A 13,465-nucleotide genomic window follows, 5' to 3' on the forward strand; every position below is an offset into this window, starting at 1 on the left:
TTGCCGTCGATGTGGAGACGTATTTTACACAACAGGAAAAAAGGGTCTGTTTTAAAAATGGAACAACAGTTTCGAATTATTCTTGCCGTAATATTATCGCTTATTATTTTGCTGGCCTGGCAGTATTTTTTTATACCGGAAACACCGCCGCAACCTGTTTCGCAGCAACCCCGGGAAGCTGTTGAGCCGACCAATAAGCAACCGGTTGAGGAGGCAAGGCAAGACGTGCCTCTTTCTGTTGGGCCTACGGCAACCATACAGGAGAACCTTGTCAGCGAGGAAACGGCGCCGACCTTTCTTGTGGAAACAACGTTGTATTCGGCACGGCTGTCTGGCCGGGGGGGCTGTTTCACGGAGTTTGACTTAAAAAAATATCGGGAAACACCGGAAGAGGGGGCGCCCCTTAAACGCCTGGTTTCAGAAAAAAACGGCCAGGGAACCGGATGTGTCTCGTTTGCCGGAGCCGGGGCGGCCGGGGACCGGGTTGGCGTTTATACTTCGGATCAGACTTCGGGAAGACTTGAGGTGATCGGATCCCCCCAGACGCTCTCTTTTTACCGACAGGTGAACGATTCCGTGGTGATTGAAAAAACGTATACCTTTCATCCGGATTCCTATGCCATTGACCTTGAGGTGGTGATCAGGAACGGTTCGTCCTCCCCGATAAACGGAAATATCGGCGTTTCTCTGAACCAGAATTTTTCCGAGAAAGCGAGCCAGTTTTTGTTTGAAGGACCCTGTGCCCTTAAGGACGGCCGCCTGGAAGAAGTGAAGCTGGAAGATATCAAGGAAGCGGGAACGCTTTCAGGGCGCATACCCTGGATCGCCATCCAGACCCGATATTTTATGAGCGCTGTTATCGACAAGCAGAGCCAGGAGGCGAGCATGGTGCTTGCCTATGGGGACGACGGCGTGGTAACCGCGGAATACCGGCCGGTCTTTCAGACCGTTTTACCGCAGACTATGGCCACATATCGTTTTACACTATACCTGGGCCCGAAAGATCTCGGCGTGCTTTCGTCCATCGGCAGCGATCTGGACAAAGCCGTTGATTTCGGCTGGTTTGATGTCATCGCCATTCCCTGCCTGTGGTTGATGAACCAAATATACCGCCTGATTCCCAACTACGGGATTTCCATTATGCTGGTGACGATCATCATTAAGCTTATTTTGTGGCCCCTGGGGACAAAAAGCTACAAATCCATGGGGGAGATGAAGAAGATACAACCGTTAATGGCTGAAATCAGAGATAAATATAAGAACGACCGAAAGAAAATGAACGAGGAGATGATGGGGCTGTATAAGACCTACAAGGTGAACCCCCTGGGCGGCTGCCTGCCCATGCTGGCTCAGATACCGGTCTTTATCGCCTTCTACCGGATGCTTTATCAGGCCATAGAGCTCCGGCACGCCCCGTTTTTGCTCTGGATCAAGGATCTGTCGGCGCCGGAACGGCTTTTTTCCGTCGACGTGTCCATACCGTTCATGCAACCCCCGGCGGGTATTCCCGTGCTGACCATTATCATGGGCGCGACCATGTTTTTACAGCAGAAAATGCAACCGCCGCCCGGGGATCCGGCTCAGGCAAAAATGATGATGCTGATGCCGATCTTTTTAACGGTAATTTTTATTAATTTTCCTTCCGGACTGGTGCTGTACTTTATTGTAAACAACCTTTTTTCCATCTTCCAGCAGCATTATGTTACCCGGAAGACTTAAGCGAGGAGGTAACCGATGACTTCCTGGTCGTTTTTTGAAGGAAAGACCGTTGATGTTGCTTTAAAAAATGCCGCCAGGGAACTGGGTGTTCCCATAGAAAAGCTGGAATACGAAATCGTCTTTGCGGGCGCCAGCGGAATTTTCGGGCTGGTGGGAGCCAAGAACGCCAAGATCCGCGTGGCCGCACCGCCTTCGGATGCGACAACCTCTGCCAAACACACAACGGAACGGCAGGAGATTCTTTCTTTAGTTGATGAAACCTTCGCGGAAGCCGGCAGCGCCCGGAAAGAGCACAAAGAGCACAAAGAACAGAAAGAGCACAAAGAGCCTAGAGAACCTAAACCGCATAAGGCGCATAAACCATCAAAACGCGGGGAATCGGCGAGGTCGACTAAGCCGGTGGAGGCGATAGCGGCGCAGGAGGCTGAAGAACCGCAGGAGGCTGAAGAACCGCAGGAGCCGGCTGAACCGGATGCGGTGGAAACAGAACCGGAAAGAGTTTATACCGAGGCGGATTTTGAGGCAGGAAACACAGCGCTTACCAGAATTGTCGAAAGCGTTGTCGACGACGCTGCCATCTCCGTGCAGATAAAGAAGAACCAGGTTCTTTTTAATATTGAAGGGGGTAATGCCGCCGTGCTGATAGGAAAGCACGGGCAGACCCTCAAGGCCATGCAGCATCTTGTGGAAAAAATCATTCACAAATCCTGTGGGGAGAGAATCAGGGTTCTGGTGGATGTGGAACAATATATGGAAAAAAGGCGAGCGTCATTAAAATCACTGGCCACGAAACTGGCGGACAAGGCCAAGCAGACGGGAAAACCCACCACGATCAACCGGATGGATGCTTTTGAACGAAAGATTATTCACGACACACTGAGAAAAGACCGTCATGTTAAGACCCGAAGTGCGGGAGGCGGTGAAATCCGGAATATCGTTATTCATCCCGGGAAAAAAGGCGGACGACCGAAAAAAGCGTCCGGCAAGTAAGCGAAGTTCTGGCTGAATGGAAAACACCACCATCGCCGCCATTGCCACGCCCGTCGCCGCGGGAGGCGTGGGGGTTATACGGGTGTCCGGACCGCGGGCGATGGATATTCTTGTCCATGTATTCCGCCAAATTCCAGCGACCGGTCAGAACGGAAAAAAGACGGCCGCGGTTCCTGTGATTGCCGAAAACCTGACCTCCCACCGGTTTTATCACGGCTTTATTACGGATGGTGATCAGCCGCTGGACGAAGTGCTGGTGGTTTTCATGCGGGGCCCCCGATCCTATACCGGAGAGGATGTGGTCGAAATCCATGCCCACAGCGGGCCCCTGGTGCTGCGCACTATTCTTCAGCTGCTGCTCAACTCCGGTGCCAGGCTGGCCGAGCCTGGTGAATTTACCCGCCGGGCGGTGATAAACGGCAGAATGGATCTGACCCAGGCGGAAGCAGTGGCCGATATCATTGAGGCCCGATCGATCCAGTCGCTTTCTTCCGCTGTTTATCAGGCCACCGGAATGATGCGGCGGGAGATCGAGGCCCTTTTAAATGAGTTGACCGGTATTCTGGCGGAGCTCGAGGCGGCCATTGATTTTTCGGATCAGGTACCGGTCCCGGTATGCCTGGCAGATGTTCAGCGCCGCCTGAAAACAACTGTCGCCGGCCCCATTCGGCGGTTGATCAGCCGGCATGACGAATATGTATGGCTGAAAACCGGTGTGACGGTTGCCTTGGCAGGGATTCCCAATGTCGGAAAATCCACCCTGCTAAATAGCCTTTTGGACCGGCCCCGGGCAATTGTTTCCGCCATACCGGGAACAACCCGGGACTTTATTGAAGAAACGGTTTTGCTGGAAGGGATTCCTTTTGTTTTCACGGATACGGCCGGGTTGAGACGGTCGGCGACTGATGAAGTTGAAAAAATCGGGATCCAGCGGACCCGCGATATTCTTTCACAGGCAGATACCGTTGTTTTCATGGTGGATGCGGATACAGGCGTGTTACCGGAAGAGCTGACGCTGCTGGAGACACTGAAACCGTGCAACGTCATTCTTGTGGCCAACAAGGGCGATCTTCCCGGAGCCAGAACCTTTTCGTTCCCTCCGGAATGGAAGGAGGCTTTTCCCGGTGTTATTATTTCCGCTTTGACGGGAGAAGGACTCCCTGTGCTGAAAGAAATGCTGGTGGCCAGGTATCGGAAGCGGCTTGACAGGCAGGAGGGCGATGTCTTGATTCCCAACCTTCGCCAGAAAATTGCCCTGGAGGAATCTCTTGAGGCGGTTTCTTCCGCCCTGGGCGCCATCGACAGCCATTATCCGGAAGATCTGGTCGCGATAGATTTACGAAGGGCCGTTGATGCGTTATACAAAGTAACCGGCCGCAACACCGGGTGGGACGTTCTGGATGATATTTTTAACCGGTTCTGTGTCGGAAAATAAAATGGATCCGAATGTTTCACGTGAAACATTAACAGGAAAAAATTAAAGAAGAGGGTGCCATATGGATTTTGATTTGACGCCATATTTTAAGAAATATGAAGCGCTGGCCAAACAGGCGGACCAGATTTTTGATCGAGTAAAAAACGAGTATCCCGCCTGCGTCAACTGCAAAAAAGGATGCACCGACTGTTGTTATGCCCTTTTTGACCTTACCCTGGTGGAGGCCCTCTATATTAACCACCATTTTAAAAAAACTTTCGGGGCCGACGCGGAACTGATGGAAAAGGCAAATAAAGCGGACCGGGCGATTTTTCGCCTAAAAAAAAGGGCCTACCGGGACGTGAAAGAAAACAACAAGGACGAAGTGGCGGTTTTATACGAACTGGGACGGGAGCGGATTCGCTGTCCGTTTCTCAACGAAAGAGAGCTGTGCGCTCTGTATGAACACCGGCCGATTACCTGCCGGCTGTATGGAATTCCCACCGCTATTCAGGGCATGGGGCACACGTGCGGAAAAAGCGGATTCAATGAAGGCGAAAAATATCCCATGGTCAATATGGACAGGATTTTTGATCAACTGAAGGCCATTTCCTCGGAAATCGTTGCCGATATCAAAACGCCGCACACGCGGCTGGACGAATTGCTGGTACCCTTGTCCATGGCGATTCTGACCGATTATGATGACGTTTTCTTCGGATTTGCCGAAGAAAAGGAAAAAGAAGAAGAAAAAGGGCAGTCGTAAAGGGAGTGGGGCGATGACAGCAAAAGTTTTTTCTGAAGAAGCGGAAAAACAAAAAAAGGCCATTTTTGACAGCATGGCGGAGAGAAGCCGGAAGCGAATTCTGAAAATGGGATACGCCGCCTGGAATCCCTTTGAAGAGCCCAAGGATCCCATTGATATCCGCAAGGATGTGACCAAACGCACCAGCCAGGCCTTGATCAGCGAATTTCTGCAGAGCCGGAACATGGAGACATACAGCAACCAGTACGGCCGGGGCGTGGTGGAAATCTGTCTCGGCCTGATCAACAAGGAAGACCGTTTCCTGGCCATGTTCGAGTTTTCCTGCTGGTACAAAGAACTGCTGGAAAAAGAAGGTGCGACGCTTCGCTGAACCAAATTTTTTAGAAGAAATCACCAAAGAGATCCTTTCCCTCCTGGAATCTTCCCACGGCCGTATTGCCTGTTGCCAGGCGGTGAAACTGGCGGCGGACAAATCAGGCGCAAATATCCGGACGGCCGGGGCGGTCATTAACCGCCTGGTTACCGCTGGTAATTTTCGCTATGTTTATGAATATGGCCAGAGCTACCTTGAAAAAAGCTTTGCCGGTCTGGTTCGCCTGTCCGACAAGGTTATGGTCGCTCCTCCGGGGTATGATGTTGCAATTCCGGTAGGGATGGTTATGTTACGAATCAACCCGGGCGCCGCTTTTGGTGACTGCCGCCACCCGACCACGCGCCTGTCCGTCCGGGCCGTTGATTTTGTCTTTGCGGGCGGCCGGGGCGGCCGCTACGGTCTGGATATCGGCACCGGCTCGGGTATTCTGGCCATGGCCGCGGCGGCTTTGGGAATGAGCCGGGTTCTGGCAACTGACATCGATTCCTGCGCCAGACAAGAGGCAAGAGAGAATATACGGATAAACCGGCTGGCTAACAGGATTGAAGTAAGCGACCAGCCTTTGGAAAAAATATCCGGACGGTTTGATTTAACGATAGCAAACTTAAGACCGCCGACACTGATCCGATACGCAAAGCGTATCGCCGCGAAGACGGAACCGGGCGGTGCTGCTGTGCTTTCCGGCATGAAGGAAGAAGAGGTTGCCGGGGTGCTGGCGGCGTTTCAGCCGTTTTTTGACGTTGTCTGGAACGCGACGGAAGGTGGATGGTGTGCTGTCGTTCTGCAAAGAAAAGAGGAAAATAATGGTAATTGAGACCAAAGAACAGTTTCTGGAAAAAATGCTGGCCCGCAAAAGGCCCCAATGTCCGGCCTGTCATCAGGATATGGAAATATGGGAAATCCCCCCCATGACCTTCAGCGACGGACTGGGGTGGGGCGTGCCATATCTGTTTGTCTGCTTCAATGAAGAGTGTCCTACTTATAAGCAGGGCTGGGATCATTTCGGCGGATCGTATGGACACACCGCCTCCTGCCGGAATGTCTGTTATCCGGACTCGGACACGTTTGAGTGTATGCCGGTCTTCAGCCCCCAGGGCGGGACCGGTCAGATCGTGACCGAAGACGTGCTGGCCGAGGAAGACCGCATCCGGGAGGCGACCAAACAGGGATTTTATCTGCTGGCCGGGTTTTACACGGAAAAGCGCTGGATAGAGGTGCTGCGGCTGCTGGTGGATGTGGCCCAGCCCGCCCGTGTCCGGCTCAAGGCCGCGGAAATGATGGGAGACATCGGGGATCCGGAAGCCGTTGAGCCGTTACGCAATTTTACCAGCGGCAACAACGCCATCGATACCAAGGTCGGTCAGTCCATTGACAAAATTCACGAGCGGAATTTTACCATGGACTGCCCGTATTGCGCCGAAATCATCAAAAAGCGGGCCAAGGTGTGCAAGCACTGCGGTAAGGAATTAGGGCAGAGCTGAACGCCCGTCGCTTTATTCGATCAGGGAGGCCCCGGTCATTTCCGCCGGCTTGGCGAGATCCATGAGAGACAGGATCGTCGGTGCGATATCGCCAAGCCGTCCTTTCCGTAAAACCGCTTTTTTACGGCTGTCGTCCACCAGAATCAGCGGCACCGGATTGACGGTGTGGGCCGTGTGGGGCGCGCCGTTCTCGTCCATCATCTGTTCGGCGTTGCCGTGATCGGCGGTGATCAGGGCGATGCCGTTTTTTGCGGAAAACTCGCTCATCACCATTCCCACGCATCGGTCCACTTCTTCGCAGGCGGTCACGGCGGCCTCAAAGACGCCGGTATGCCCGACCATGTCCAGGTTGGCGAAATTGACGACGATCAGGTCGTGTTTGTCCTGCCTGATCTGCTCCACCAGGGCTCCGGCCACGGCCGCGGCGCTCATCTCCGGTTTCAGATCATAGGTGGCGACGTCCCGGGGGGAGGGGATCAGAACCCGTTCTTCCCCGGCAAACGGGGTTTCCACGCCGCCGTTGAAAAAATAGGTGACATGGGCGTATTTTTCCGTTTCCGCGATGCGCAACTGGGCATAGTTTAAATGGGCCATGGTTTCACCCAGGGTGTGGGTGAGATAAACCGGCGGAAAGGCCACCGGCAGGGCCATGGTTTTATCATACTGAGTCATGCAGACCAGGTCGCAAAGCCGGGGGATAACCGCCCGAGAAAATCCGGAGAATTCTTTTTCTGTAAAGGCGCGGACAATCTGCCGGGCCCGGTCGGAACGGAAATTAAAGAAGATCAGACCGTCTTTTTCGGCCAGAACACCGGCGGGAGAACTCGAGGCGCCGGGGATGGTCACCGGGACGACAAACTCGTCGGTTTCACCCCGGTTGTAGGCGTTTGCAATGGCGGTTACCGGATCGGATTCGACTATTCCTTCTCCGGTGGTATAGAGCCGAAAGGCTTTTTCCGTGCGGTCCCAGCGGGTATCACGGTCCATGGCGTAAAAGCGGCCGCAGATGGTGGCGATCCGGGCCTGGGGGAAAGACGCCAGAAATTCCTGCAGGTTGGCCAGGTAGGTTTTGCCGCTGTCCGGCGGGGTATCCCGGCCGTCCAGGATGGCGTGGATAAGAACCGGTATTTTTCTTGCCGCGGCCATTTTCACCAGCGCCTGAAGATGGTCCACGTGGCTGTGAACCCCGCCGTCGGAAAGCAGGCCCATCAGATGGAGAGAGGTGTTCCGGGCTTTAATGGAGTCCATTAAGGAACCGAAGACCCGGTTGTTGAAAAAAGAACCGTCCCGTATGGACAGGTTGATGCGCATCAGGTCCTGGTAAACCACTCTACCCGCGCCGAGATTGAGATGACCGACCTCGGAGTTGCCCATATAACCCTCGGGCAGGCCGACCGCCTCTCCGGAACAGAGCAGTTGCGTGTGGGCGTATTCGGAAAAAAGCCGGTCCAGGTTCGGCGTTCTGGCGGCGGCTATGGCGTTTCCTTCCCGGGAGGGGTTGATGCCCCATCCGTCCAGTATCATCAGCATCAGGGGTCGTTTTGTTTTTAACATGAGCGGCAGTTCCCTTCTTAACCGTCCAGATCAGCCGGCAATGTCGATTCGCCTGGCATCCGACCAGAGACCTTCTATATCATAGAAAGCGCGGACGGACTCATAAAAAACGTGAATAATCACGTGGCCGTAATCAAGCAGCGCCCAGCGGCCGTCCTCCAGCCCTTCGCTGGAAAGGGGACGAATGCCCTGTTTTTTCAGCGTGGTAACAATGTGGTCCGCCAGGGCGGTAACTTGTCGGCTGGAGTTTCCGCAGCAGATGATGAAGGCATCGGCGATGCTGGTGAGTCCCCTCACGTCGAGCAGCACCACGTTTTCGGCTTTTTTTCCGGTAACCGCGGCGATATAGGGTTCAACCTCCGCGAGAATATCCGTCGTCATTGATATAAGCCCTTTTTCTTAATGAATTGTTCAACGGAATCCGGCACCATCCCGCGGATGGGGCGTCCCTGTTTCAGACGCTCGCGGATTTCCGTGGAAGAAATGTGAATGGCCGGCCTTTCATAAAGAAAAACCGGCCGCAATGTTTCGTGCTCATAGCAGGCCTTGTCCGGAGAAAAGGTGTACCGGTCGGAGATTTTCAAAGACAGAAACGTTTTCAGCGCTTCTTTTTCCGGCGAATCCGGCACAGGCCGCGTGATGACGATAAAAGGAATGGTTTCCATTAACGCCAGGTAGTCTTTCCAGGTGTCCAGCTCCAGGAACGCGTCCAGCCCGGCGATAAAGAACAGGTCGGTTCCGGCGGGCAGGGTTTTCCGGAAATGATTCACCGTGTCAATCGTGTAGGAGCGGCCGACGCGCCGGGTCTCGATGTCCGACACGGTGCAGCCCGGCTGACCGTTAAAGGCCAGCCGCGTCATCTCCAGCCGCAGGGAAATGTCCGCCATGAACTCGGCTGTTTTGTGGGGCGGTGAGGCGGCGGGAATAATGATGATGCCGTCCAGGGCAAAACAGGAGAGGATATCGGTTGCGATCATCACATGTCCGGAATGAACCGGATTAAAGGTTCCGCCGAAAAGGCCTGTTTTCATGGAGCGCCTTTATTCTCTAATCTGCCCGTCGCCCAGCACCACGAATTTGGCGGTCGTCAGTTCGTCCACGCCCATGGGGCCGAAGGCGTGAAGCTTGGAGGTGCTGATGCCGATTTCCGCCCCAAGACCCAGCTGACCGCCGTCGTTAAACCGCGTAGATGCATTGACCAGCACCACCGACGAGTCGGCTTCCCGTAAAAAGCGCCGGGATCTTTCATAGTTGCGGGTGACAATGGCTTCGGTGTGCGAGGAACCGTATCTGGCGATATGGGCCAGGGCTTCGTCCATGTCCCGGACGACGCGGATGGCCAGGATCAGATCCAGGTATTCCGCGTACCAGTCCTCTTCGGTGGCAATCTCGGCGGTCGGGATGATTTCCCGGGTGGCGGGACAGCCCCTCAGGACAACGCCGGCCGCGGCAAACTGATTGGCCATTTCCGGCAGAAACGCCCGGGCAACGCCTTCATGGACCAGCAGGGTTTCCATGGCGTTGCACACGCCCGGTCGCTGGACCTTGGCGTTTATGCAGATCGCCCGGGCCATGGCCAGGTCGGCGTCTTCATCCACATAGACATGACAGACGCCTTTGTAGTGTTTTAAGACCGGGATGGCCGAATGCCGGACCACGAACCGGATCAACCCTTCTCCGCCCCGGGGAATGATCAGGTCGATGTACTCCTCCAGGGACAGCAGATGGGTGACCGCTTCCCGGTCCGTTACCGGAACGACCTGGACCGCCGCCTCCGGCAGGCCGGCTTCGGCCAGGGCCAGGCGAATGCTTTCCGCCAGGGCCCGGTTGGAGTGCAGGGCTTCCGATCCGCCGCGTAAGATAACGGCATTTCCGGCCTTCAGGCAGAGTCCGGCGGCGTCCACGGTGACATTGGGCCGGGATTCGTAAATAATGCCGATGACCCCGAGAGGAATCCGCATCCGCGCCACTTCCAGTCCGTTGGGCCGGCGCCAGGAGGCGCTGAAGGACCCGACCGGATCATTCAGGGCGGCGACTTCCAGAAGGCCGGCGGCCATGGACTGGATGACCTTATCGGTGACCCGCAGGCGGTCGATCATGGCCGCCGAAAGACCGCTTTGCTCGGCCAGACGGATGTCCTTTTCATTTTCCTGTTTGATGCGGACGGCATCTTTTTCCAGTTGCCGGGCGATGTTATTCAGCGCCAGGTTTTTCTTAACGGTGGGGCATTTGGCCATGAGCCCGGCTGCCGCCCGGGCGTTTTTAGCCATGTTCAGTATCGTTTCTTCAATGGTCATCATTTTGGTCCTTTTGCCGGTTATGCGCAGGTATCCGTGTCCGCAACTACCAGATTATCCCGGTGAATCACCTCATCATAGGATTTGTGGCCCAGCTTTTTTTCAATCTGGCTTGATTTTAATCCCATGATGGCACGAATGTCATCAGCGGAATAGTTCACCAGGCCGGTGGCAATGACGGCGCCGGTGCTGTTCTTGATCACTACCGGGGCGCCTTCGGTAAATTCACCGGAGACCGCCGTGATGCCGCTGGCCAGCAGGCTCTTTCCCCGGCCGGTGACGGCTCCGGCGGCGCCGTCGTCAATGGTGATCTCGCCTCTGGCTTTGACGCTGAAGGCGATCCAGCGTTTTTTTCCGCACATTTTCCGGGTCCTGGGCTCAAAGAAGGTGCCGGTCTCCACCCCGGAAAAAAGGCGGGTCAGGATGTCGTTTTTCCGGCCGTTGGCGATGATCATGGGCACGCCGGCGGCCATGACTTTTTTGGCCGCCCTGACTTTGCTCAGCATGCCGCCCCGGCCCAGGGGGCCGGGAATATCGCCAGCCGCCTGCTCCATTTTCGGTGTAATGGCGGACACATGATCCAGCAGCCGGGCGCCGGTGTCTTTGCGCGGATCCCGGTCATACAGACCGTCGGTATCCGTCAGGTTGATGAGGATGTCCGCGTCCATGAGCAGGGTGATCATGGCCGAGAGATTGTCGTTGTCCCCCAGCTTGATCTCCTCCGTGGCTACGGTGTCGTTTTCGTTGATGATCGGCAAAACCTGCCAGGCCAGCAGGGTGTTGATGGTATTGCGGGCGTTGAGGTAGCGCTTGCGGTTGGTCAGGTCATCACTGGTCAGCAGGATCTGGGCCACCTGCCGGCCGAACCGGGCAAAGGCGTTTTCATATTCCATGATCAGGCCGGCCTGGCCCGTTGCCGCCACGGCCTGCCGTTTGGGCAGCTCCGAAGGCCGTTTGGCCAGGCCGAGCTTTTTTTCGCCGGCCGCCATGGCGCCGGAGGTCACGTAAATTATTTCAAGGCCGCGGTCCATCAGCGCGCTGATATCCTTGCTGATGGATTTGATGGTGGTCTCGTTGAGGCCGCGCTCTCCGGTCAGCACGCCGCTGCCGGCCTTGACGACGATTCTTCTGGCGCTATTCAGAAAGGTCTGTCGGGTCTGGTTCATGATGTGTTGATACTATCGTAAATAAATGTTTTTTTAAATCCTCAATGCCTTTCCGGGCGGCCGCGGAAATCCGGAAGCAGGTTTGGAGCCCGGCGGCTTCGACGAACAGATCCGCCAGCTCGGCCGCCCCGGTGATATCCATCTTGTTTAACACCACCACCTGCGGCTTTTCAAGCAGATGCTTTCCGTACATGGCCAGCTCGTTGTTTATCGTCCGGTAGCCCCGCAGCGGGTCGTCTATATCAATGGCGGCCGCGTCAATGAGATGGACCAGGCAGCGCGTCCGCTCGATGTGCTTGAGAAACTGGATACCGAGCCCGGTGCCCGCGTGGGCGCCCTCGATCAGACCCGGAATGTCCGCCACCGCGAAGGGTTCGCTGTCCCTGATCTGGACCATGCCGAGGTTGGGGGAAAGGGTGGTGAAGGGATAATCCCTGATGGCCGGGCGGGCTGCCGAAATGACGGAAAGCAGGGTGGATTTGCCGGCATTGGGAAGACCGATAATGCCGACATCGGCCAGCAGCTTAAGCTCGAGTTTTACCCTGGCCGACTGACCGGGTTCCCCGGGCTGGGCGAATTTCGGGGAGCGGTTGGTGGAGGTGGTGAAATGTTTGTTTCCTTTACCGCCCCGGCCGCCCTTAAGGAAAGTAAACGATTCGTTGGCCACGACCATGTCCGCGATAACCTGACCGGTTTCCGCGTCGGTTATGATGGTTCCGGGAGGGATGGGGACAATGGTGTCCTGGCCGTTTTTTCCGGTCTGCTGCCGGCCTTTGCCCGGGGCGCCGTTCTGGGCGGCGAAACTTCTTCTGGTTTTAAAGTAGTGAAGGGTGCGTTTGCCCGGGTCGGCTTTGAAGATGATGTCGCCGCCGTCACCGCCGTTGCCGCCGTCAGGACCTCCCAGGGGAATGTACTTTTCACGCCTGAAGCTGACGCAACCACTGCCGCCGTGACCGGAGCTGACAGAGATAATGGCTTCGTCAATAAATTTCAAGCTGCATAAACGCTGATTTTTTTCCGCTTGCCGGAGGCCTCAAAGGCAACCACGCCGTCAATTTTGGAAAACAGGGTATAGTCCTTGCCCAGCCCGACGTTGTTTCCGGGATGAAACTGGGTTCCCAGCTGGCGGACGATGATGCTGCCCGCCGTTACTTTCTGTCCGCCGAATCTTTTAACGCCCCGTCTCTGGCCCCGGCTGTCCCGGCCGTTTCTTGAGCTTCCGGCTGCTTTTTTATGAGCCATGTGTACACCTCAACAGTATGCTTAACTTTTATGACAACAATAAATCAGTCGTATCAAGCGGCTTCGATGGCATCGACCTTGACGGCCGTGAAGGACTGTCGGTGTCCCTGGGTCTTTCGAAACCGTTTTCTTCGCCTGAACTTGAAAATAAGGACTTTTTTCGCCCTGTCCTGCTCAACGATGTGCGCCCGAACGGAAACGTTTTTCAGCAGGGGTTGCCCGATGCTGACCTTGTCGGCATCGGCAAACATAAGAACCTGGTCAAAAGAAACGGAATCCCCCACATCCCCGGGGATTTTTTCAATTCGCAAAACCTCGTCTTTTTCCACCCGGTACTGTTTTCCACCGGAAGCAATTACCGCGTACATGACAACTCCTTACCCTTTTGATAACGATCTTTCGTTTTATAAAAACACCTTATATTATTTAATAAACATGGATTGTCAAGCAAAAACTGCCTGAAGAG

At 55.2% G+C, this 13,465-nt stretch carries 15 protein-coding genes; 7 read left to right on the forward strand and 8 right to left on the reverse strand.

The annotated features are described in order from the left end of the window. Positions 1-57 precede the first annotated feature (57 nt). From yidC to AB1724_07045, 7 genes are all read left to right on the forward strand, one after another. The gene (yidC, locus tag AB1724_07015; GenBank protein ID MEW6077542.1) at positions 58-1,719 is read left to right on the forward strand and encodes a membrane protein insertase YidC; all 1,662 of its coding nucleotides are present in this window, start codon (positions 58-60) and stop codon (positions 1,717-1,719) included. A gap of 15 nt (positions 1,720-1,734) precedes the next feature. Beyond that, positions 1,735-2,709, forward strand: a complete 975-nt coding sequence (gene jag, locus AB1724_07020) for an RNA-binding cell elongation regulator Jag/EloR (GenBank protein ID MEW6077543.1) — start codon at positions 1,735-1,737, stop codon at positions 2,707-2,709. A gap of 16 nt (positions 2,710-2,725) precedes the next feature. Continuing rightward, positions 2,726-4,144, forward strand: coding sequence for a tRNA uridine-5-carboxymethylaminomethyl(34) synthesis GTPase MnmE (gene mnmE, locus AB1724_07025; GenBank protein MEW6077544.1), 1,419 nt, complete (start codon positions 2,726-2,728; stop codon positions 4,142-4,144). A gap of 61 nt (positions 4,145-4,205) precedes the next feature. Continuing rightward, a complete protein-coding gene (locus AB1724_07030) occupies positions 4,206-4,886 on the forward strand; it encodes a YkgJ family cysteine cluster protein (protein MEW6077545.1) in 681 nt (226 codons plus the stop codon). A gap of 13 nt (positions 4,887-4,899) precedes the next feature. Further along, positions 4,900-5,256: a hypothetical protein gene (locus AB1724_07035; GenBank protein MEW6077546.1), complete on the forward strand. Its 357-nt coding sequence runs from the start codon at positions 4,900-4,902 to the stop codon at positions 5,254-5,256. Continuing rightward, positions 5,240-6,073 (forward strand): 50S ribosomal protein L11 methyltransferase, encoded by an 834-nt coding sequence (locus AB1724_07040; GenBank protein ID MEW6077547.1) that lies wholly within the window; start codon positions 5,240-5,242, stop codon positions 6,071-6,073. Before AB1724_07035 ends, AB1724_07040 begins: the two co-directional genes overlap by 17 nt. After that, positions 6,063-6,740 carry a zinc ribbon domain-containing protein gene (locus tag AB1724_07045; GenBank protein MEW6077548.1) on the forward strand — a complete coding sequence of 226 codons (678 nt, stop codon included), beginning with the start codon at positions 6,063-6,065 and terminating at the stop codon, positions 6,738-6,740. The genes AB1724_07040 and AB1724_07045 overlap by 11 nt, the downstream gene beginning before the upstream one ends. 12 nt (positions 6,741-6,752) lie before the next feature. Here the strand turns inward: AB1724_07045 and gpmI are convergent, their stop codons facing one another. The 8 genes from gpmI to rplU are packed head-to-tail and all read right to left on the reverse strand — an operon-like array spanning position 6,753 to position 13,367. After that, positions 6,753-8,294 carry a 2,3-bisphosphoglycerate-independent phosphoglycerate mutase gene (gene gpmI, locus AB1724_07050; protein MEW6077549.1) on the reverse strand — a complete coding sequence of 514 codons (1,542 nt, stop codon included), beginning with the start codon at positions 8,292-8,294 and terminating at the stop codon, positions 6,753-6,755. A gap of 30 nt (positions 8,295-8,324) precedes the next feature. Then, complete coding sequence (rsfS, locus tag AB1724_07055) at positions 8,325-8,675, reverse strand: ribosome silencing factor (protein MEW6077550.1); 351 nt, start codon at positions 8,673-8,675, stop codon at positions 8,325-8,327. Next, positions 8,672-9,325: a nicotinate-nucleotide adenylyltransferase gene (gene nadD, locus AB1724_07060; GenBank protein MEW6077551.1), complete on the reverse strand. Its 654-nt coding sequence runs from the start codon at positions 9,323-9,325 to the stop codon at positions 8,672-8,674. Before nadD ends, rsfS begins: the two co-directional genes overlap by 4 nt. 9 nt (positions 9,326-9,334) lie before the next feature. After that, positions 9,335-10,591: a glutamate-5-semialdehyde dehydrogenase gene (locus AB1724_07065; GenBank protein ID MEW6077552.1), complete on the reverse strand. Its 1,257-nt coding sequence runs from the start codon at positions 10,589-10,591 to the stop codon at positions 9,335-9,337. Between the two features lie 20 nt (positions 10,592-10,611). Next, a complete protein-coding gene (gene proB / locus AB1724_07070) occupies positions 10,612-11,757 on the reverse strand; it encodes a glutamate 5-kinase (GenBank protein ID MEW6077553.1) in 1,146 nt (381 codons plus the stop codon). Next, positions 11,726-12,751: a GTPase ObgE gene (gene obgE, locus AB1724_07075; GenBank protein MEW6077554.1), complete on the reverse strand. Its 1,026-nt coding sequence runs from the start codon at positions 12,749-12,751 to the stop codon at positions 11,726-11,728. Before obgE ends, proB begins: the two co-directional genes overlap by 32 nt. Continuing rightward, a complete protein-coding gene (gene rpmA / locus AB1724_07080) occupies positions 12,748-12,999 on the reverse strand; it encodes a 50S ribosomal protein L27 (protein ID MEW6077555.1) in 252 nt (83 codons plus the stop codon). The genes obgE and rpmA overlap by 4 nt, the downstream gene beginning before the upstream one ends. A 53-nt stretch (positions 13,000-13,052) precedes the next feature. After that, complete coding sequence (rplU, locus tag AB1724_07085; GenBank protein MEW6077556.1) at positions 13,053-13,367, reverse strand: 50S ribosomal protein L21; 315 nt, start codon at positions 13,365-13,367, stop codon at positions 13,053-13,055. Positions 13,368-13,465 lie beyond the last annotated feature (98 nt).

The sequence above is a fragment of the Thermodesulfobacteriota bacterium genome, from assembly GCA_040753795.1.
Classification (GTDB): domain Bacteria; phylum Desulfobacterota; class Desulfobacteria; order Desulfobacterales; family Desulfosudaceae; genus JBFMDX01.